The sequence below is a fragment of the Pseudidiomarina aquimaris genome (genome assembly GCF_003987395.1).
GTDB lineage: Bacteria > Pseudomonadota > Gammaproteobacteria > Enterobacterales > Alteromonadaceae > Pseudidiomarina > Pseudidiomarina aquimaris.
On sequence record NZ_PIPT01000004.1, the window covers coordinates 105,199 to 126,597 of the forward strand.

The 21,399-nt window shown below is 52.2% G+C and carries 12 protein-coding genes; 5 read left to right on the forward strand and 7 right to left on the reverse strand.

Annotated elements, in window-relative coordinates:
- The first annotated feature begins 106 nt into the window (after positions 1-106).
- The 3 genes from CWE21_RS06390 (at position 107) to CWE21_RS06400 (ending at position 5,255) form a co-directional block, all read left to right on the forward strand.
- A complete protein-coding gene (locus CWE21_RS06390) occupies positions 107-2,812 on the forward strand; it encodes a TonB-dependent receptor plug domain-containing protein (protein ID WP_126833620.1) in 2,706 nt (901 codons plus the stop codon).
- Between the two features lie 74 nt (positions 2,813-2,886).
- Entirely contained in the window at positions 2,887-3,618 is a 732-nt protein-coding gene (locus CWE21_RS06395; RefSeq protein ID WP_126833621.1) for a hypothetical protein, read from the forward strand.
- Positions 3,615-5,255, forward strand: coding sequence for a PepSY domain-containing protein (locus CWE21_RS06400; protein ID WP_126833622.1), 1,641 nt, complete (start codon positions 3,615-3,617; stop codon positions 5,253-5,255). Before CWE21_RS06395 ends, CWE21_RS06400 begins: the two co-directional genes overlap by 4 nt.
- Positions 5,256-5,280: 25 nt before the next feature.
- Here CWE21_RS06400 and CWE21_RS06405 read toward each other — a convergent pair whose 3' ends face one another.
- Both CWE21_RS06405 and CWE21_RS06410 read right to left on the reverse strand, forming a co-directional pair.
- The gene (locus tag CWE21_RS06405; protein WP_126833623.1) at positions 5,281-6,552 is read right to left on the reverse strand and encodes an NAD(P)/FAD-dependent oxidoreductase; all 1,272 of its coding nucleotides are present in this window, start codon (positions 6,550-6,552) and stop codon (positions 5,281-5,283) included.
- A gap of 60 nt (positions 6,553-6,612) precedes the next feature.
- Positions 6,613-7,683, reverse strand: a complete 1,071-nt coding sequence (locus tag CWE21_RS06410) for a helix-turn-helix transcriptional regulator (protein ID WP_126833624.1) — start codon at positions 7,681-7,683, stop codon at positions 6,613-6,615.
- A gap of 103 nt (positions 7,684-7,786) precedes the next feature.
- Between CWE21_RS06410 and CWE21_RS06415 the strand changes: the two genes are divergently transcribed.
- Positions 7,787-8,698, forward strand: coding sequence for a MaoC family dehydratase (locus CWE21_RS06415; protein ID WP_126833625.1), 912 nt, complete (start codon positions 7,787-7,789; stop codon positions 8,696-8,698).
- Between the two features lie 2 nt (positions 8,699-8,700).
- Here the strand turns inward: CWE21_RS06415 and CWE21_RS06420 are convergent, their stop codons facing one another.
- From CWE21_RS06420 to recC, 5 genes are all read right to left on the reverse strand, one after another.
- Positions 8,701-11,235: a penicillin acylase family protein gene (locus CWE21_RS06420; RefSeq protein WP_126833626.1), complete on the reverse strand. Its 2,535-nt coding sequence runs from the start codon at positions 11,233-11,235 to the stop codon at positions 8,701-8,703.
- 89 nt (positions 11,236-11,324) lie between these two features.
- The gene (gene arfB, locus CWE21_RS06425) at positions 11,325-11,744 is read right to left on the reverse strand and encodes an alternative ribosome rescue aminoacyl-tRNA hydrolase ArfB (protein WP_126833627.1); all 420 of its coding nucleotides are present in this window, start codon (positions 11,742-11,744) and stop codon (positions 11,325-11,327) included.
- Positions 11,741-13,666 (reverse strand): exodeoxyribonuclease V subunit alpha, encoded by a 1,926-nt coding sequence (gene recD, locus CWE21_RS06430; RefSeq protein ID WP_126833628.1) that lies wholly within the window; start codon positions 13,664-13,666, stop codon positions 11,741-11,743. Before recD ends, arfB begins: the two co-directional genes overlap by 4 nt.
- Complete coding sequence (recB, locus tag CWE21_RS06435; protein ID WP_126833629.1) at positions 13,663-17,313, reverse strand: exodeoxyribonuclease V subunit beta; 3,651 nt, start codon at positions 17,311-17,313, stop codon at positions 13,663-13,665. The genes recD and recB overlap by 4 nt, the downstream gene beginning before the upstream one ends.
- Positions 17,310-20,741, reverse strand: coding sequence for an exodeoxyribonuclease V subunit gamma (gene recC, locus CWE21_RS06440; RefSeq protein WP_126833630.1), 3,432 nt, complete (start codon positions 20,739-20,741; stop codon positions 17,310-17,312). The genes recB and recC overlap by 4 nt, the downstream gene beginning before the upstream one ends.
- Before the next feature lie 111 nt (positions 20,742-20,852).
- Here recC and CWE21_RS06445 point away from each other — a divergent pair, with 111 nt between their 5' ends.
- Positions 20,853-21,398, forward strand: a complete 546-nt coding sequence (locus CWE21_RS06445) for a protein tyrosine phosphatase family protein (RefSeq protein ID WP_126833631.1) — start codon at positions 20,853-20,855, stop codon at positions 21,396-21,398.
- Position 21,399 lies beyond the last annotated feature (1 nt).

A 21,399-nucleotide genomic window follows, 5' to 3' on the forward strand; every position in this document is an offset into this window, starting at 1 on the left:
AGCTCCAAATTCAGCTATCGTTGAGTTGTATACACAAGTATTCACTCTTGTGTTAATGCAAGAACGACATAAGTTCATAAAAAATATAATTATTCAGGGTGACAACATGAAAAAACATCTGATCTCTCCACTCGCGGTCGCCATATCCCTCGCGTTGGTGCCAAGTGCGCAGGTAGCCGCACAAGAAGCATCAAGCGAGACGAATGCTAGCGCCGACGAGCGTATTACCGTTACTGGCTCGCGCTTACAACGTGTTGAAGCCGAAAGCGCAGCGCCGGTACAAGTTTTCACTGCCGAAGATATCGAAGTTTCTGGTGTCACCTCGGTAGAACTTATTCTTCAAAAAATGTCAGCTTCAGCCGGCTTTGCCGGTAACCAGAGCAACGCCTACTGGACGGGTAATGGGTACGGGACCGCACAAGTTAACTTACGCGGCTTAGGTATTAACCGTACTTTGGTGCTTTTGAATGGTCGTCGCATTGTTAATGGCGGTACCGGTGCGAACAGCTCTGTCGATTTGAACATGATTCCAGTCGAAGTGATTCAGCGCATAGAAGTATTGAAAGATGGCGCATCGGCCATCTATGGTGCTGACGCTGTTGCTGGCGTAGTTAACATCATCACCAAGAAGGGCTATGAAGGCTTCAGCATCGAAGCTCGCGTCGGTAGCACCGACGAAGGTGATGGCCAAGACCGTAACGTGAATATGATTATCGGTGCCAGCAGCGACAAAGGTCGTGTGATGGCAACCGTCGGCTACCGCTCATCAGACGAAATCAATATGGCTGATGCCGCAGGTTGTGCGTTAGGCGAATTAACTCCGGGTCAACTCGATTGCTTCGGTAGCTCAAGCACCATCGGTGGTCGTGCGACGATTTTGACCGGTCCAAATGCTGGCGACCGCATCAACTTTAACCAAGATCCGAATGGCGACGGTGATTTCTATGAACCGTACAGCTCGGCCAAACACAATTTTGCATTCTTCCCTTACTTGAATGCGGTCAACCCAATCACGAACTGGAACTTCTCAACGTTTGCTGATTATCAGTTGACGCCGAGCACAACTGTTTTTGCTGAGGTGCTTTACAACAACCGTAAGTCCGATCAGCTGGCCACCCCTGGCACACTCCGTGGCATCGAGTTTGCTGCTGACCATCCAACGAACCCAGTAGGTGAGGCGATTCGCCTAGACGGTCGTCGTCTGCTTGAAGGCGGCCCACGTATCTTCTTCCAAGACGTCAACACCTTCCGCACCGTCGTCGGCTTAAACGGTTACCTCGATAACGGTTGGCAATGGGATGTTGCCTATAACTATGGCCGCAACACTGCGATTGATGGTATGACCAACATCGTCAATATGGAGCGTTTAGCGCAAGGTCTTGATGCCGAAAACTGTGGCTCAAACGGTGCACCATGTATCGACTTACTCGGTTATGGTGGCATCAGCGATGAAGCACTCGACCACATCATGTTCCGCACCACTGATAACGGCGGTAATGAGCAGCGTTCATTAACTGCGAATATCTCTGGTGACTTATTTGACCTCCCTGCGGGATGGGTACCGTTTGCCGTCGGTGTTGAACACCGTAAAGAAAAAGGCTGGCGCCATCCCGACTCTTCTATTGCTGCCGGTATCATGAATACCAACCAGGCAGAGCCAATTGAAGGTAGCTACACCGTAAACGAGGTTTACGCAGAGACCGCGCTACCTTTACTTCGCGATAAAGCTTTTGCACAGGACTTGAGTCTTGAGTTGGCATACCGTTACAGCGACTACGATTCATTCGGTAGCGACGGCAACTACAAGGTTGGCTTGCAATGGCGCATTAATGACGCATTCAAAGTGCGCGCAACGCAATCAACAGCCTTCCGTATTCCAAACATCCCTGAATTGTTTGGTGGTGTAGCTGAAGGTAACCTGACCACCACCGATCCATGTGACGGTTGGGATCAAGCAGGTGCCGATCCAACAGTTGCCGCGAACTGTCAAGCTGATGGCGTTCCTGCTGGTTATGAACAGTTCGGCGCGACTGTACTGACCACAGTAGGTGGTAACCCGAACCTGAAGCCAGAAGATGCTGAAACCTTCACTGCTGGATTCGTATGGGATGTACAGTTCGTTGAAAACCTACAAGTAACCTTGGACTACTACAACATCGATATCGAAGATGCGATTCAAACGATTCCTGGTTCAACGAAGCTAGCTGCATGTTACAACTCAGAAAACCTGTCACATCCGTTCTGTAGCCCTGAGCACTTCACTCGCGACAGTTTGACTGGCGACATCAACTTCTTGTCTGCTCAGCCAACTAACGCAGCCACAGAGAAAGTGTCAGGCCTTGACCTTGCGGTCTTCTACAAAACGGATATTGCGGGTTGGGCAAGTGACTTCTCATGGAATACGAGTTATCTCGATGAGTACACCTTTGCACCATTCGCGGGGGCACCTGAAATCGAATACGCAGGCTACATTACTGGTGGCCGCGGTAGTTACACGCACTTGCGTTCAAACGCTACCGCAACCTTCGTGAAGGACGCATGGCGTTTCCATTACGGTGTTCAGTACATCGGCGGTGCAGATGACATCAACGCTTCACCAGGCGATATCGGCGACCACGCGCCAAGTGTGTTCTATCACAATGCACAAGGTACGTACTTCGTGAACGAGAAGCTTAGCATCACTGCCGGTGCCAACAACTTGTTCGACAAGCAACCGCCGTACATCCAAAGCTGGACCGATGCCAACACAGATACAATGACTTACGACTTGCTCGGCCGTCAGTTGTACCTGAAAGTTCGGTATAGCTTCTAATCCCTGTAGCACTTGGGTTGCCACTTACTATAAAGTGGGTGGCAACTCCTTCTTCGTAAGTTTCCGAGGTACTCATGACGCAGGTTACGCGTTCAAGCCGGTGGCGCGTTTGGCACCGTTGGCTGTCTTTGATATTTGGCGTACAGATGGTCTTATGGGCCATCAGTGGCGCTTACATGGTCTTTTTTGACCTCGACTACATTCACGGTGATCACCTGGTACAAGAGATCACGCAGCCCGTCGCGCAAGAGGTTGATGTTCGACCTATCGACGATGTCTTGGCAGCCTATCCACATACCCAGAATATCACCTTTAAAACACTTTGGTATCAAGGCCAACAGCAAGCGGTTTACAAACTTAGCGGGCACAACGGCGAGCAATTGCTCAACGCGAGCACGTTAATGCCGATTGCACTTTCGGCTGAGGATATTGAAGCGCTTGCCATACGTTATTACGCCTTAGACGACCCTAAGGTCGAGTCAGTCGTGTATATGACAGAGAATCCGCCGACTGAATTAAACCCTGCGCTTTTGCCCATCTGGCAGGTTAACTTTGACGATTTTGGCAGCACCAGCCTTTACCTTTCTGAAAATACTGGCGAAATGCTGGTCAAACGTCATACCTTTTGGCGCGGATTCGATATCTTTTGGATGATTCATATCATGGATTATGAAGATCGCGTGGATATTGAGTCATGGTGGTTGCAAGCGTTTATTATCGGCACCTTTATTCTGATGATCACCGGCGCCGTTCTGCTCGTGTACACCATCAGCTTCAAGCGCAAATCATCTGGAGGTGCGGCATGATGCGGTTTATGCAATGGCTGCACCGTTGGGTCAGCCTGATTCTTATCATTCAGGTTCTATTATGGATTGTCAGTGCCGCGGCATTCAGCTTGATGGGGCATCATGCGATGTCGGGTCATCAGTATATGCGTCACGTCCATCCTGAGATGCTCAGTGAACAAGCGCCACAATGGTCACTGGACGAGGTACGTCGTCGCTTCCCTGCCGCCGACAGTATTGTACTGAGTAACGTGCTGGGGTATCCACAGTATCAAGTCAAAGAGGGTACCGAGTGGAGCTATGTGGACGGTCATACTGGCGCTGCGTGGCAAACCGATGCGCAATTGGCGCAAGCAGTTGCTGCGGCAAGCTATGAAGGGCCAGGTGTAATTGTTGACGTAGAGGCCATTGAGCGCTCAGACGAAGTTATTAAATGGCAGGGGCCAGGTTATCGCATTGATTTTGCCGATGATCTTAATACCCGAGTTTATGTTGATGCTGCTTCAGGTCAGGTGGTCGATCATCGCAACACCCAATGGGTGATCGCAGACTGGGCCTTTAAGTTGCACTTTATGGACTACAGTGGCGAACGTAGCTTTAATCATTTGTTGATTTGGAGTGCAGGGCTGTTTGCGCTTTGGTTCTCTTTGTCGGGTCTTATTTTGCTAGTGCGCAACGTCGCTCAAGGTGACTTCAACCCACGGCGTAAGCCTACTTGGCTTGAGCAGTTGCAGCGTGACGAAAAACCCATCGCCAGTAGTTGTGGTGGTGGTGGTACTTGCGGATTATGCAAAGTGACCTTCGACAATGCACAACAACCGGCACCAACGGCTGCAGAACGCGTGATGCTCAGTGAGGCTGAACTCGCTTCAGGCCTACGCTTAGCTTGCCAACACAAAGTACAGGCAAGCGATAAGGTTGAACTAGCGAACGGAGATGTCGCTAGCCATACCTTGAATCTGCAGCGTAAACGCGATTTAACACCGAGTATCGCTGAGCTGACCTTTTCCAGCTCCCAGCCACTCACGTATCGCGCCGGGCAGTTCTTGCAATTTAAGATACCGCACGAAAATGCTGTACTTGAGCGCCATTATTCATTCGCCACAGCGCCAACTGATGACGGCTTGCTGACCTTTACCGTGCGCCATATGCCAGCGCCACGAAGCGGCGTACCGGCAGGTATTGGTTCAGGCTTCCTGTGTCGCTTAAAAGCGGGCGATCAGGTTGAAGCCATTGGCCCATTTGGCGATTTCGTTCTAACCGAGGCACAAGAACGACAGCAAGTATTCATTGGCGGCGGTGCGGGTATTGCGCCGTTGCGCGCCTTGCTGCAAGCTGAAAAGCAAGCTGAGTCACCGCGTCCATGTAAATTCTTTTACGGTGCACGAAACGGTTCAGAACTCTGCTATGTAGACGAGTTCGCTGCTGATGAGCAGGTTGATTATGTACCAGTTCTATCTGAGTCAGTTTCAGAGGACTGGAACGGTCGCACCGGATTTGTGCATGCGGTCGCTGCAGAGTGGCTACGTAGCCAAGATTTATCGAACCTAGATGTGTATGTTTGTGGGCCGCCTGCGATGCTGAAGGCGACCATGGATATGTTGGCAGAACTAGGTGTACCTCGAAACCAAATCAAGTTCGATGATTTTGGTATCTAAGCAAGTACGGGCTCGAGCGCTTGAATTATTTCAAGCGCTTGAGGCCCATCATTCTTAAGCCAACCTTCTCATAGACGGGTTCGCTAGTACCGCGGCGGACTTTATACATAAAGTACTTTTCAAACGCCACCTTCGCCCAATGAACCCAACGTCCTGAACCTGTCCAATTGCGGTTGCGCGGTGGATTTTGCGGCACAGCCAAAAACGCTGCACCGGTATTACCCATATCAGCCAAGCAAAGAGCGCTCAGCGTCGGCTCAACCCAAGCTTCACTGCCTTCAAGGCTCGCATGAATATTCTTCACAATGGCCGAGGTCATCGACTCTATCATCAAGCCGGTTTTGGGGGCGCCCACTGGCACTGGGGTTTCTTCAATTGGCGCAATAGCAACACAGACACCAGCCGCATAAATTTCCGGATAGGCTTGTGCCCGTTGAAAGGTATTGGTTTTAACAAAGCCCTTGGGATTGCAAAGATCCGCAACCTCCGCCACCGCGGGTGAGCCTTTAAATGCTGGTAAAAACATCGCTAATTTAAAGGGTGCTTGCTCTTGTGCCTTCTCAACGCCATCGTCGTTGTACACGGTGAAATGAGCTTGCTCTTGGGTGAACTCCGTTACCTTGGCGTTGCATACCCATTTGATACCATGTTCACGAAACTTGTGTTCCATGAGGCTTTTGGAGTCGCCGACGCCACCCAAGCCCATATGGCCAAGGTAAGGCTCAGGTGTGACAAAAGTAATCGGGACTTTGTCGCGGATTTTGCGCTTGCGAAGTTCGTATTCAAGCGACAGAACATACTCATAGGCTGGACCAAAGCAGCTCGCACCTGGTAAAGCGCCGACTAACACCGGACCAGGGTTTTCCAACAATTGATTAAAAGCGGAGTGTGCATGCACCGCGTGATCAACCGTACAAATCGACTCGGTAAAGCCGGTTTCAGGACCCGCACCAGGAATGTTTTCAAAGGCCAGTTTAGGCCCTGTACAGAGCACTAAGAAGTCATAGCTTTGCTCTGAGGCATCACCCAACTTGAGCTTGCGCTGCTCCGCATCGACATGCGCAACCCCAGAGCCATTAAACTCAATTGCGTGTTTCTCAAATATAGAGGCAATCGGCATCACTACTTGTTCGCGCGTTCGGGAGCCAAGCGCAACCCAGGGATTCGATGGAACAAAGTTAAACTCGTCGCCCTCGCCAACCACCATTATTTCGTGCTGTTTCGATAAAACTTCACGCAATTCAAAAGCAACAGATACACCGCCTAAACCAGCGCCCACTACAATAACCTTAGCCATGCTGCCTCCTTTATTTTAGTAATTGCTAAAATATGGTTTAGCGAGCTTTATTCGTCAAGTTTATTTTTTCACCGCGGCAAAATTGCGCTGGGTTGGCACCTGTAGTTGTTCGCTCTCAAAATTAGCAAGTGCACGCCGCAGTTCTTCTTGAAATTTATCGCGGAACTCACTCGGCGCCAAAATTTTCAGGTAAGCCGCACGCGCCAGCAACCATTGCACTAAATTCAGGGTGTAAGGCACTGTGACACGTAGGAGGCGACAGTTCGGTTGGCCTTCGAGAGGCAGCAACTCTTGATTATCGCCTAAGGGTGCGTCTTCTATTTCACGTCTGATGGAATTGAAAATAATGGCCTCGAGGCGGAATGGTTCGCCAAATTTATAAGCTAGGGCTCCACTTGCAGCGTAACTGTCTAGCTCGAAGTCGCCGACCCGTGGATCATCAGTGACAATTTCGCGCACCTCACTGATGCGTGAAAACGGCAGTTGTCGCACGCGGTCATTGGCATGATCACGGATCACCAAATACGCCACTGCGCCCCGATAAAAAACCGCCAGAGCGGTGGCCCGCAAGGTTTGCCCCGGATCGCCTTGGTGCGGGTGATAACACAGACGCACAGCCACTTGCTTCAAGGCCACTTCAAGTAAACGCTGACTTTTCTCGCTATCAAGTTCAGGCCCGGTCAACCGATGAGAGGCGCCGGTGACTTTAACCCGTTGGTACCAAAGTGATGCTAAGCTCTTGCGCACAGCAAGCTGTTCACGCGCCCGTTGAAAGAGCCCTTCAACCGGCTTGAATACGCTCATCGGCCCAAGTTCGGCAAGTTGTTGCTGAGCGATGACCAACGCTAACGCTACGGGGTCCTCAAGCTCCAACAGTCGTTCGAATTCTTGCTGCTGGAGTTGCCAAATATCCGGCTCACTCGCGGCTGTCTTGGGTTTCCGCGAGAGTCCAAAATGGCCCTCGAGATCTTCTAAATTACGTTGAATGGTACGTTTTGAAACGCTGGCCAATTCTTTTTCCGCAAGATACTCGAGCAACTCTGCGGTGGTGCGATCTTTCTCATACAAGGCCAACAACATATAGATGCAACGAATTGTGAGGCTTGCATTTGCAGTGGTATGTCCTTCCATCGTGCGATTCCATGTATACTAGTTGTAAGTCTGATGCTACTTAGCTATACCGGCAAAAGTCAAAATTATGTTATAGTTGCAGCAGTTGATTAAAGGAATTCTCATGCAGGAAGTATCGTCACCTATGGAACAAGCAGCACAGCTACCAAAATTACCGGGCATGTTTTTCCGCTCGCTTTTCACCGTAGCCCGCAATGATCAGGCGGAGGCGGCGGCGACGACCTTGCAGGACACCTTTACTGCGCCGGCGCTCACTGCGTCACAGGTTGCGCGTTATAAAGAAGCATTCCCGGGCTTTGTCAGTGAGGTTCCGCTTACTCTGATGTACTGCTTAGCGCAGCGCGTTCATCTCGCACAGATGCTCGGTGACGAATTCCCATGGCCGGCTCCCGGCTTAGTTCATGTTAGCAACGAGCTTGAGCAGCATGCCGATATCGAGCTGAATAAAGCATTTCATATCCAAGCGCACATTAAATTGCCGGCGCGCGGCCCAAAAGTTTCACCACGTCGATTGCGTCCGCTCTTTACCGTCATTTTCTTACAAGACGATAAGCCTATCGTTACCTGTAAAAGCGAATATCAGGTGATGCCAAAGGCAAGCAATAAGCCGGCCAAGCCACGTGAGCAAAAGCAAGGGCAGCGTCCAAGTGATGACTGGCACGCCGTAAACGAGTGGCAATTGGATGCAACGAGTGGCCGCAACTACGCTCGCCTCTCGGGTGACTTCAACCCTATTCATCTGCACCCGCTACTGTCGCGGTGGTTTGGTTTTGAGAAGCCGATCATTCACGGCATGTACATGGCAGGACGCGCACAAGCGGAAATTGAGAAGAAGCATGGCAAAGCTGTGCAGCGTATTGATGTTACGTTTAAGCGCCCGGTGCCGCTACCCGCAACGATTACCCTATGGCAAACCGCTGACGCAGATACCGAGGGTAAATATCAGGTGTGTGGCGCTGAAGACTTGCTTCAGCGCCTTGAAGGAAGTTATACCCTCGTCTCCAGTGAAGAGTGAGCTTAACGCACACTCTCCCCAGTTAACGTTACCTGCTCCTCAGCCACTGCAGCGACATCATCATTACTAAAGTGTAATGGACGCAACTGTGGTTCTGAAGAGTACAGCAGGGTCTGATCAAGGTAATGATCAGAACTGCTATCGGATGCTTGTGAATAGCTCAATAAACCGTTCGCAACCGGTCCTTCTGGCGTGAATTCCATAGCGAACATCCAGCTTGAACCATAGGTAATATGGTAACCACCCGCAGCTTCACTCAACACCGAGCCCGGCAAGAGTGGATACGTATGGCGTGGTAGCACGGTACCATCGTTACCCATGTTGCTATTGAACACGTTGAAGCCACCTTCAATATTGTTGGCACCGCCCCATGGGAGCTTCTGTCCTGATGGCTGGCCATTTGGCAAGCTACGCTCAACAAACTGCACTTCACCTAAGGTTGCATCAACTGCTAAGCCAGCATTTTGAATACGTTCTTGCGCAGTGGCTAGCTGGCTTAACACAACGTCATTGGCTAACAAGGTGTTCGGTGTGGTCACCGGTTGCGATGGATCATAAGCGACCTGCCACTGCGGGTTACGACGGAATTCAGTAGCAAACTCACGGAACAACATGGCACCAATACTATTCAGGTTCATGCGGCCGTCGAACTGCGCCAATGCAGCACAACTCGCAGAGATATCGACACTTGCTCCACTCGCTGTCATGACCGGCGTAGAGCCTTGAGCCTCACAATGAGTAACAAGGTCAGCTAAGACTTCCTCAACCAGCCACGCGCGATTACCAATCAGACGATCAACTAAGTCTTCACGAGTGAACTTACCGTCCACTGAACCACCTTGAGCTAACATTTTCTGACCCATACGCGAGCGGAATGACTGCTGATTGCCGACCGGCCCCCACAAGGGTGAAACACCAGTGATAGGCGCAGCAGGGTTGGTTAACCAATAGCTGTCGTTAGAGTTCTGCACAAAGTCTGAGCGTTCAAGCTGCGGTGCTTGCGCAAATGGAACGGTTCCTTGCGGTAAGTAAAGACTTTCATCGCCGGGGAAAATAAATAGTCCTGCTTGTTGTGACAAGCCTTGGTACAGCTGATTCTGTGACCATGCAGCTAAAGCTTCAGGGACAATATTGGGCACCGAAGAGCCATCAGTAAAGAACGCGTTACCGTCTTTATCAACCGCCATCGCATTGTTGAAAACAGTACCTGTGTAATCGACAAAGGTCTGTTTATAGCTTTCGATGCTGTCAGCCAAGTTCATGCCCAGCCAATGATCGAATAGTTCATAGTTGGGTAAGTTAGCATCGTGCAGGGCATACGCGACTTGTTGCCCAGTGACCGGATCGGTACCCCACGGCAAACCATTCGGGATCACAATGATAGGACCAAACTCGCTGTGGTAGCTCGAGCGTTGCAAGGTCATAAACGTACCTGGCCCTGTCGCAACTTCGATCGAGTGTTGCTGTTTCGTCATTGCCACCGGCTCGCCATCGAGCATGTAGGTGGTGCCGGTCGCGTCATTACTATCAAGCGTCAAACGATGAATGGTAAAACGCGAGGCGGTCGAGAAGGTATGGGTCCAAGCGACATTTTCGTTAAAGCCAATATTCACGATACCAGGCATACCCGATAATGAACCGCCAACAACTTTCATTTCGCCCGGAATTTCAATACCGAACTGCCAAAAACGCTGATTACCCGTGTGTGGAAAATGCGGGTTAGCGATAAGCATCCCCTGCCCAGAGGCACTTAGGTCTGAGCCAATCGCCCAGCCGTTCGAGCCTGACTCAGTAGGGTTGGTATCAGGAACTTCCGCGTAAAGCTCGGCCAATGGTGCTAGGTCCAATGCCTCGCCAGTCTCTTTGTTGGTCGCTCCCGCGCTCTGACTCGGCGGTACGGCTAAGAACAGCGGCCCAGTGAAGTTAGCTGCACCAGGCAAGAGTGCAACACCTTGGGCATAAGTCATCATGTCGATCGGGGTAATGGGTTGTACCCACGGCTGACCGGCACACTCAGGTGCAATATTATCCACGCCCGTGTCAGCTAGGTATTTGTTATAGCCGGCAGCGTAGCCTGTAATGAGTGCTTGAGCGCGTTCGCTAATTTGTTCAAACCCTTGCTCGGCATTGTCGCGGATCCCCAGGGCCAAGTAACCAAAGTCATTGAGAATATTGCCGGAATCACCGCTTCCCGGCACTTGGTCAGGGCCAAAGTACATGGCGCGCTGCGAATTAAATTTAATGATTTGGTCGGCCAAAATACAAATATTGTCGCGGGCAAACGCATAGCCGACACCAAAACCGAGACTCTCGAGGTTCTCAGCCTTAACGTAAGGCACGCCGTAGTCCGTCCACGTAACATCAGCACTCAGCTCACCGTCGGGAGCGAAGGTGATAAGACCGGTTGGCGCAGGGTTGGTGACCACTACCTCATCGACTGGATCTGGGTCATAGCCATCGCCGCAGGCACTCAAAGTTAGGACACCTGCCCCAACCAACAGTGCGGCTGCACTGCGTTTAAAGTATTGTTCTGCCATAGTAAATACCTGTTTTAGGTTGTTATTGTTGGTTTAATTATTTGTTGTCAGACCAGTATGGTTGACCAAACAGCGCGCCGCAAGTCGCTTTAGACCAATGGCTTTTGTCGCAGAGATTTGACGTCGCCGCGCTTTTTCTTTTTTTCAATGCGACGCTTTTGACTGGCTTTGCTGGGTTTGGTGGGAATACGCTTCTTCTGCACGCGGTTGACGCTCGCTACCAGCTCAATAAACTGCGCCAACGCTAGCTCACGATTTTGTGCTTGGCTTCGGGTGGTCTGTGATTTGATGATTATTTTGCCGCTTGGAGTAATCCGATGATCGCTCTTCGCCAACAAACGCTGCTTATAAAAGTCCGGCAGCGATGACGCCTGAATATCAAAGATCAGCTGTGCCGCAGTCGCCACTTTATTCACATTTTGCCCGCCGGCACCGCTTGAGCGAATAAACTGCCACTCGATCTCATGCTCGGGAATGCTCACGCGCTGCGAGATTTCGATGTCGCTCATGTTAATCCTCCACTACGGCGAATACGCCGCTCGGTTGCTCGCAACACCAGTTCGCGCTGCTTAAATACTAGGGTGCAATGCTCACTGGCACGGGTGATACCTGTATAGAGTAGCTCTTTCGTGAGAATAGGCGAATCATGGTCAGGCATCACTACCACGGTATGATTGAACTCTGAGCCTTGCGACTTGTGAATAGTCATTGCGAAGGCAGTTTCAATATGCGCCAGCCGCGACGGCAGCAACCACCGCAACTCACCGTTCGCACCGCGGAACAGCACACGAATGGGTTCAGCTGGGCCAATACGCACTGCTAAGCCAATATCGCCATTTCGCAAATCGACGCTGTAGTCATTCTGCGTAACCATCACCGGACGCCCCACAAACCATTTGTCTGCGCTCACTTGCTCGCCAAAGAGCCACTGCGTGATAAGTTTGTTGAGGTGTTCCACGCCCCAATCACCGCTGCGCACCGCAGCCAGTAGTTGGAAGCGTTCGAGCTGCGCCAAGAGCTGTTCGCCCCATTGCTCAACAGCGCCTTCAGGCCCACGTTGCAGCACCTCCAGCAACGGTTGGTAGCCCTCTTGCACCAGCACGCGTAGCGGCTTCTGGCTCGCATGGGTCAGTTCTAGCGTGTGGATATTCGCAAAATCAGGATTTTCTGCGGCGATACGCTTGGCATCGCTCAACCAATCTACAAGCCACTCGGTTTGCTGGGTGTTCACCTCGTGCGCCAATTTGCCGATACCCTGCTCGGCGTTAAAGCGCCGACTTTCATGCAGCATTACCGTATGTTGCAAATAAGGCCAGCGTGCCGCGCCGTTTGAGTCACAATACTGCTCAGGTAGCTGCGGGAGTGCATGGCTGTCGGCTAACCAGTCGGCGAGCTCAGGTGCATAATGTCCTTGCTCGGCTTGCTCACAAAGCTGGCCTAACACAGCGCCCGCCTCGACTGAAGCCAACTGATCTTTGTCACCAAGCAGAATTAACTGCGTATGCGGAGCCAACGCCCCAGTCAAGGCGGCCATCATTTCAATATCGACCATCGAAGCTTCGTCAACGATAACCACATCAGCCAATAACGGGTTACGGCGGTTATGCTTAAATTCACGGCTATGGCTTTGACTGCCAAGCAGGCGGTGTAACGTAACAGCCTGCCGATTCGGCATGGTCTGCTGCAAGGTTACCTGAAACTGCTCGGGCAAATTACCCAATTCACCTTCAATCGAACTGGTCATGCGCGCTGCGGCCTTACCCGTTGGCGCTGCGAGTCTTATACGCAGCGGTTTTGAGCCGCTACGATGATGCTGTAAGGTCGCCAATAAGCGCACTACCGTGTAGGTTTTCCCTGTGCCAGGTCCACCGGTGATAATAGTGAAGCCGCTGCGCACCGCCATGGCACAAGCAAGGCGTTGCCAACTCAATTGCTCAGCATTACCAAACAGTGCATCGAGGGTTTTACGTAACTGGCTCACTTCGAGCTCCGGTTGCGTAGCACAGCGCTGGTTTAAATCCTGTTTAATTGCTTGCTCATAATGATAGTAACGGCGCAAGTACAAACGCTTCTCGTCACTCAAAACCAAAGGCGAGTTGGGCTGATTGACGGCAATTGAAGTGGGCAACACCTGCGACCAATCGCTCGGTAATTGCGCCAGCGCCTGCGTAGCTGTGAGACATTGATGACGACTCTCAAATGAGGCGTTTTCAGGTGGCAATTGCAACAAAGCATCAGCTTCGCTAGCCAAGCTGGCGAGATCCAAACACGGGTGTCCATGGCCAAGTTGGTGGCTGGTGAGTGCGGCTAAGAAGGCGATAGCTTCAGCGTCAGCGCCCAACTTATCTAGCAAGTATTCAGCAAGGCTGAGGTCCACTGCGCGTAGCCAGCCATGCTGGTGCCAGGTGCGTAGAATATGCAGATGCGTCATACCACCTCCTTGCCGGCAAAACACTGTTCCAACGCTTCAATCAAAGCTCTTGCGGGCCGATGAAAATAGGCTCCGGCGGTCTCAGCTTTAGCGCCGCGTAAAAATAAATAAAGACTACCGCCGACATGAGCATCATAGTCATAGGCGTCACCCAAACGCGCTTTCAGTAGCTTATGCAACGCCAGCGTGTAAATCACAAACTGCAGATCGTAACGACTTTCCAGAATTTTATGCTCCATCGCCGCATGGGTGTAGGCGCCGGCATCAGGACCAAGGTAATTCGATTTATAATCGGCCACGTAATATTTACCCTGCCACTCAAACACTAAATCGATAAAGCCTTTGAGCATGCCGTTTAACGTCCGCTCTAGCAATTTCGGCCGCGAACGTTCGGGCAGCACGTACTGACAGACAAGTTGATCAATTGCGGTGGCCTGAACCTGATGAGTTGGAAACCAAAACTCCGGCTCGGCTTGGTAGTGGTTTAGCTCGGCAAGCTTGACTGGTGGTGTGCCATCATCTAACTCAAAAGCTGACTGCAAATAGCTTGGTAGCCATTGCTGTAGCGTTTGTTGCTCACTTTCATCAGTCACATGACGAACTTGCTCAGTCAGCCACGCTTGGCAGGCGCCAGCATCATTTGCCAAGTAGGCAAAACCTTCGTCAGCCGCCGCTTCAAGTAGGTTGTGCAGGAACGTACCCGCCTCAGCACCGCGTTTGAAACTATGAATCGTGCCTAACTTGGGCTGGGCCGGCGCATCGGGCGGCACATCATGCAAGGCTTCTTGTAAGTTTTCCGCTGCCGCATCATCCGTCGCCAACCACTCACCGTAACGCAATGCACTGTAGCTGGCCATCCACCACGAAGTAAACGCGAAGCCATCCGGTAAGTGGCGTACCTCGAGTTCTTGTTGTTCCTGCGGCGGCCCTTGGTAGCACGTTGGCTCAGCGGGCAGTTCAGGAGTGAAGGCGACGCTGTAACCGTCCAAACAGTAACCCTCTGTACTCGCAGCTTCTTCTTGTGCATTAAACAAATAATGCCAGGCAGTTTTGGCTAAGGTTTTGTAACCCGCGACACCGACATAGGTCGCAAATTGAGCGCGGGTGACGGCGACATACAATTTACGAATTTCTTCGGCAAAGGACTCTTCAAGCACCTGCGCTTTCGCCGCGTCATCTTTATCAAAACACAGCGCTAAATTGCCATTAGCATCATGATAGCGCTGCGGGAATTTCATGCGGCTTTCATCGCGCCCCTTACTAACGAAAGGTAAGAATACTAACGGATACTGCAAACCTTTCGACTTATGAATGGTGACCACTTGAATCAGCTCCGCATCACTTTCGAGGCGAACTTGCTGCTCTGCCGCATCAACACTACTGCCGTTTTCTTGTGCTTTGTTGATGTGCTCAGCGAGAAAGCGCAAGAGGCCATGGCAGCCTTCTACCTGCTGCGCATGTTGCTGCAATAATTCCGCCAAATGCAGCAGGTCAGTTAACTCACGTTCCCCTTGCGGCAAGGTCAGCAAACGTGCCGGTATCGAGAAGTGATGCAATACATGTTGGATCATCGGCAGTACGCCTTGCTGCAGCCAAATGTCGTGAAATTCGACAAACTGTCCAGCAAAGTCGTCCCAACGCAATTCGTCAGTGTTAATCGCATCGATTTCAGTAAGTTCCATGCCCAACAGCTCACAGCCTAGGACACTGCGTAAGCGCCGTGGATCACGCGGCACCGCACAAGCATACAGCAAGGTATAGAGCTCTTGCGCCACACGGCCGGCAAACACGGAGTCACGCTCTGACAAGTACACACTGCGTAACTGTCGGCGCCGCAAGGCCGTGCGCATGATCTGAGCCTGCGGACCGTTAGCAACGAGGATGGCAATATCACGCGGTGCCACGCGCGTCAGCTCCCCACTCGCATTATCACGAAAACCCGTCTCGGGGTCATTCAGCAGTGTGACAATCGTCTCGGCAAACGCTTCGGCTAGCAGCTCATCAAGGCTACCGTTGTTGCCTTTCTCTGCGCTGTAATCCACCACAGCCAACGCCTTCTGCGTCGTACCGCCCACCACGAACTCTCGTTTCAAGCCGTTTGCTTGCACTGATTGGAACGGCATCGCATTGTCGTCATCGGCGGTTTTGAAACGAAAAGCCCCCTGCGGGCTTGCTTCGGCTTGCGCAAATAGCGCATTGACGCTATCGACCATCGCCTGCGTCGAACGGAAGTTGGTCCCTAAGGTATGGTGCCGCCCCGCGGTCGCACGCCGCGCTTGCAAATAGGTAAAAATATCTGCGTTTCGAAACGAATAAATCGCTTGTTTAGGATCGCCGATAAGAAACAAGCCATTTTCTTCAGGCGTTTGCGCAACCTGATAAACTCGGTCAAAAATCTCGTATTGAATCGGGTCGGTATCTTGAAATTCATCGATCATGGCGATTGGAAACTGTTGTCGCAATTGACTCGCCAATAACTCGCCGTTCTCCGCGCGCAAAGCATCGCGCAAGCGGGTCAACATGTCATTAAAGCCAATTTCGGCGCGTTGTTGTTGCAACTGGCTAAAGCGCTGTTGCAACCAGTTGCCAGCGTGACGCAGTAACGCAACTTTCGGACTTGGTAAAGCCGCCACATCAGCGGCCAGTCCAGCCAAACGTCGCGGCAATGCGAGCTGACGATCATCAAGCTCGGAACTACACGCCTCCGCTAGGCCTTCGGGCGTTAAGCGGCGACTGGCAGCCTCGGTAAGTGGCGGCGCCAGTGGTGCATCCGTATCCGCTGCGGCGATCGCATCACACCAGTCCTGCACCTGCGCTAACCAGTTTTTCAAGTGGGTAAACTTACGCCCATCAGCCTTAACCTTACCCTTCAACTGTGCGGCAAAATGCTCTTGGAAATCATCCAGTGCAGCTTGCCAAACGTCAGCTTCGTGCCATGTGGCGCGCAGCTCTGCTTCAGCGGCCAAGTAGTCATCGAGCGCCGAGAGGCCCTGAGCGGTATCGCTCGGCTGCACATGCTGGAGTTCGCGCGTTTTTTCTAATAATTTGTCCGGCGAGCGGAACAGTTCGACAAGATAAGCGTACTTTTCGACCTCATCACTTTTGAGGCTAGCAACGAAGTGTCGCCAATAATCCTGCGCTGCTTGCTGCCATTGCGCGCTGTTGTCGGTATTCAAGTTCTGGTTAAACAGACTACCGCTGGCAAAGGCATGCTCACTCAACATGCGATTGCACCAGCCATGTATGGTCGAGACCGCCGCCTCATCCATTTGCTGCGCAGCCAGATCTAAAATGCGCGCTTGCGTTGGCCACTGCGCACTCGGGTAGTCTTTGCGCAAGCCAGCTAAAATGGGATCATCACTCTCGAATTCGTCGCGAAAGAAACTGGCAGCCTCAGTTAGACGCGCGCGAATCCGATCCCGTAACTCTTGGGTGGCCGCATCGGTAAAGGTCACAACCAAAATCTCGGGTGGCGTTTTCATCCTCTCACCGGCCTTCATTTGGCCCTCGTCAGCGGGGTCGTGACCAAGTACGAGGCGCAGATAAAGCGCTGCGATGGTATAGGTTTTCCCGGTACCTGCACTGGCTTCTATCAAATGGCTACTGCGCAGCGGAAAGGTTAATGGATTCAGTGAGGTCGCGCTCATTTCTGCTCCTCCTGCGCCAGCGCCTCAAGCAGCGGCAGGTAAAGCGCTCGCGCTATGCTAAGGCTGCGTTCGTCCGCTGGTAGATCGGCAAAACTTGGGTAAAAGCGACTCATATACCGCGCTCGCAGGCGCAAAGCCGTGTGGAAGCCCATATCATTTGACTCATCATAATAACGCTGAGCATCGTCATTGTGAAAACTCAGATCATCCGCCGCAATAAAAGCTGCGATGCCTTTTTTCATTGCCTTACTCCAACCTGCCAGCACCAACTCAAAATGTATCGGCAAGGGTTCGCATAATGCCTGAGTGGCCCGGTCGAGTAGCTGCTTAAGGACATGGCATGCGTGCGCAGTTTCCATACTGGATAAGCACAGACGATGTTCGGCGCTAACGATATAAGTGGTGCAAGGCGCATCAGAGTTTAGCAGCAGGTGCGCCAGCCAACTTTCGAGCAGCTTATCAAGCCTTATTACACCTTTGTCAGTGACGATTTCCGAGGCCGACAACTTAAGGTGAATTTGTTCACCCGCGCCATTGGTCCGCACGCCACTGAGCACATCCTCAACCTGTACTTGGTCAGCGTCTCCAAAGCCCAGCGGATAAGCTTCGACTTCTTCTGGGTACGCAGCCACCAAGTCTTGTATTTGTTCCCACAGGCTTAGCCCACTCTCAATAACGAATTGTTGCTGAGTGGCGCCCGCAGCACCGATGGCTAAGCGGCCCTCGCCTTCTAAGCGCAGCGAGATATGCTGTAATTGTTCCAACCACTCCTCTTCGTTTTGCGCTTCTCGTATGGCCTCAAGCAAGGGTTCTTCTAGGCCATGCAGTAGCTGCCAGCGGGTCAGACCATCGAGGGTGAAAAGCTCTTCATCTTGGTTTTCAACGCGAGCCTCGGGCAAATAGCACTGGAAGCGCTGCTGCAAAAACCAACGCGCGGGCTCTTCGAGGAAGCCCTTCAACTGCCTTAGCGATACCGCACCCGCAGGCAGCCATTTGGGTAAGACTTGTGGCGTCGACCCATCAGCGCTTGGCACAACGCTATGCAAGGCTTGCCATTCTTTTGCGTAGGTAAAATAGTGTTCAGCCGCAGTGGCTTGAAAGTAAGCTGGATTAAAGGGCTGTAAAAAGTGCTCCTCGAGTTCAGCTGCATGACCTAACTGCTGCAGGTGATCCCGCAGTTGGCTCACCAACACCGAAGGCGGCTGCTCGGCGTTATCTTTACTACTGCGCCCGCACCAACTGAGATAAAACCATTGCCGCGCTGACAACAAGGCTTCTAAGAACAGGTAGCGGTCATCCTCACGGCGCGAGCGGTCGCCCGGTCGACGGTCGTGCGCCATGAGGTCGAAATCAAAAGGTTTGCGTTGGCGAGGGTAATCGCCGTCATTCATGCCCAACAAAAAGACGCCCTTAAATGGAATAGCGCGCATTGGCATGAGCGTAGCAAAATTTACACTGCCGGCTAAAAAGCGCTGGGTCAATTGATGTTCGTCGACTTTTGACAGCCAGCTCTCTAACACGACGGCTAAGGCCACCGGCTGGTCGTACTCAGCAGCAGTGACGCTGTCCTGCCAGTTGTTTAACTGCGTCTGTAATTGCGCCAAAACCCACGCATCCTGATCGGTTTCGGCAGCAAAAAGACACTCCATCAAATCAGTCAGCTGTGCGCACCACTCTACCGGACGCAATTGTTGCAAGGTGAGTTCGAAAGCGCCATCGAGCACCCGCACGAGTTGCTGCAGCGCGCCTACGGCATTGGCCGCCAAACCGCCGACCTCAGGATACGGCTCATCATCTAACCATGCGGTAGTTAAGCTGTCGGTGCGGCCCACCGCATAACCGAGCAACATCCGCCGCAAGCCGAACCACCAACTGTGTCGTCCCTCCGCTGCAGGCAAACCTAGCTGTTCACGATGCTTGCCATGTAAGCCCCAACGTACGCCGGCCTCATGCAGCCATTGCTGCAGCTGCTCGACATCATTGCCGTTCAGGCCAAAGCGCTTTTGTACCGCGGCGACCTGCAAAATATCGAGCATCTCGCTCGCCGTCGCGCGTTCGACATTGAGCTTCAGTACATACTCTAAGGCTAATAAAATCGGGTGTCGTTGCCGCATGCCCTGATCGGCGATAGTGAAAGGAATGCGGCGTGAATCGTCATAGCCATAGCGACCAAACACCGCTTGAATATGCGGCGCATAGAGATCTACATCAGGCACCATGACGATGATGTCGCTCGGCTTTAATTCATCATGTTCAGCAAATAGTTGGAGCAAGCGGTCGTGCAGAACCTCAACTTCGCGTTGCGGACTGTGACAGCTCACAAAACGCAATGAATCATCTTCGGGCAAGGCGGACCAATGCTCCCGCGTTTCGCCAATACTGCGCAGATGCAGCATATCGGATTGTAATTGGGCCAACTGTGACTGTGGTGCCTGCGCCTCTTCAAATAGGTCAAAGTTGAGCTTGGGAAAACGCTTCTGCTGCTCTTGGGTGCCATCAAAAGCATCCAACATACGAATGTAATCGCCGCCTTGTTTACCCCACGACGCTAACAGTGGATGTGTTTCAGTATGCAGATTATTGATATCCAACTCCGCCTGTCCAGGCTTGCGCTGCAAGCGTTTGCGTTTGATTTCACGCAATACATCGCGGCCTTCGATACTGTCCATCCAAAAGTGCTGACTCGGATTGTGTACACAAAGCACCACCTGACAGCAATGTGCCAACGCATTTAGCACTTCTATCATTTGCTGCGGCAAACTCGATATACCAAAAACCACGACGCGTGGTGGTAGACCTGACGGACGCTGCGCCGGCGTTAAACTTTGCGCTTTGGCGACAAAACGCTGATGTAACTGCGCACGGTCACTCAAGCCATGCGCGCCAATGTCCGCGCGAATCAAGCGCCACAATACAGGCTGCCAGGCATTGGCCTCATCGACCGCAATGGCACCGCCTTCCGCCCAGTCTGCCAACCAATCAGCACGATACATTTGATATTGGTCATAAAGGTCCGCCAAACGCTCCGCTAATTGGTAGAGCTTGCGCTGCTCGGTATCGTTGCGCATGTAGTTGGCCAATGCGGCGAATTCAGGGGCGTCGAGATGCTCGGGCAACAAGCGCAATAAACGCCAGGTAAGGCGGTCCTTATCAAAGGGCGAGTGCCGCGGTAAGTCGTTACCGAGGACCGCACGATAGGCCTGCCACTGAAACCGCGCGGGCAAGGTTACATCGACCATGGCGGCAATACCCAATGCTTCAGCCCAGTGTCGCTTGAGCCACTGGGCGATACCGTTGGACTGCACCAGCACACATTCCGATTCGAGGGGGGCGAGAGGAGCAATCCTTGTCATCTCCACAACCAAGTTTGTCAGTTCCTCTAACTTATGGCTGTGGGCTACGATTAATCCTGCGCTTTGTTCACTCATTTGCTATCCTCTCCATACATGTGGATCATCCTACCCAAACATGTAGCGGTAGGCTAGCAAGATGGCGCGACATTTAACGTCGCACAGACGACATTCAATAGGGATGAGCAAATGAAATTATCGAGCGCAATTTTCACGATTTCTATAGCCTTTGCAGTCACCGGTTGTGCTACGGCGCCAGCGCCAGAGAGCAGCGCGTCCGCGCCAGTGGCAGTCTCGGCGACCGCGAGCGAAATCTATAATTTCTCACAACCGGCCCCGCAGCACCTTGCCGGCGGCCAACCGAAAAAGCATGAAATTGCCGCTTTGGCAACGAGTGGTGTTGACGCAGTCATTAACCTCCGCAGCCATGCTGAGATGCGCGATATTCACGAAGCAGAGTGGACCACCGCGAATCAAATGGCGTACTACCACATTCCGATTGCCGGCGCTGACGGCTTGACCAAAGAAAATGTGCAGATTTTTCATGAAACCTTGCAGAACACCAGTGACGACACTGTCTTCATGCACTGCGCTAGTAGCAACCGGGTGGGCGCCATGATGGCCCTTCGCGCAGCGTGGTATCAAGGCGCAAGCACCGAAGAAGCTCTGGCGCTGGGTGAGCAGTACGGCATGACCAGTCTGCGTAAAAGAGTAGAAGAGCTGCTCAGCGAGTAAT

Excerpts from the sequence above, each read along its gene's own strand:
- CWE21_RS06410 (WP_126833624.1), bottom strand. The coding sequence starts at position 7,683 with ATGGAAGGACATACCACTGCAAATGCAAGCCTCACAATTCGTTGCATC.
- CWE21_RS06420 (WP_126833626.1), bottom strand. The coding sequence starts at position 11,235 with ATGGCAGAACAATACTTTAAACGCAGTGCAGCCGCACTGTTGGTTGGG.
- CWE21_RS06400 (WP_126833622.1), top strand. The coding sequence starts at position 3,615 with ATGATGCGGTTTATGCAATGGCTGCACCGTTGGGTCAGCCTGATTCTT.
- CWE21_RS06390 (WP_126833620.1), top strand. The coding sequence starts at position 107 with ATGAAAAAACATCTGATCTCTCCACTCGCGGTCGCCATATCCCTCGCG.
- arfB (WP_126833627.1), bottom strand. The coding sequence starts at position 11,744 with ATGAGCGACATCGAAATCTCGCAGCGCGTGAGCATTCCCGAGCATGAG.
- CWE21_RS06405 (WP_126833623.1), bottom strand. The coding sequence starts at position 6,552 with ATGGCTAAGGTTATTGTAGTGGGCGCTGGTTTAGGCGGTGTATCTGTT.
- CWE21_RS06415 (WP_126833625.1), top strand. The coding sequence starts at position 7,787 with ATGCAGGAAGTATCGTCACCTATGGAACAAGCAGCACAGCTACCAAAA.
- CWE21_RS06395 (WP_126833621.1), top strand. The coding sequence starts at position 2,887 with ATGACGCAGGTTACGCGTTCAAGCCGGTGGCGCGTTTGGCACCGTTGG.
- recC (WP_126833630.1), bottom strand. The coding sequence starts at position 20,741 with ATGAGTGAACAAAGCGCAGGATTAATCGTAGCCCACAGCCATAAGTTA.
- recB (WP_126833629.1), bottom strand. The coding sequence starts at position 17,313 with ATGAGCGCGACCTCACTGAATCCATTAACCTTTCCGCTGCGCAGTAGC.
- recD (WP_126833628.1), bottom strand. The coding sequence starts at position 13,666 with ATGACGCATCTGCATATTCTACGCACCTGGCACCAGCATGGCTGGCTA.
- CWE21_RS06445 (WP_126833631.1), top strand. The coding sequence starts at position 20,853 with ATGAAATTATCGAGCGCAATTTTCACGATTTCTATAGCCTTTGCAGTC.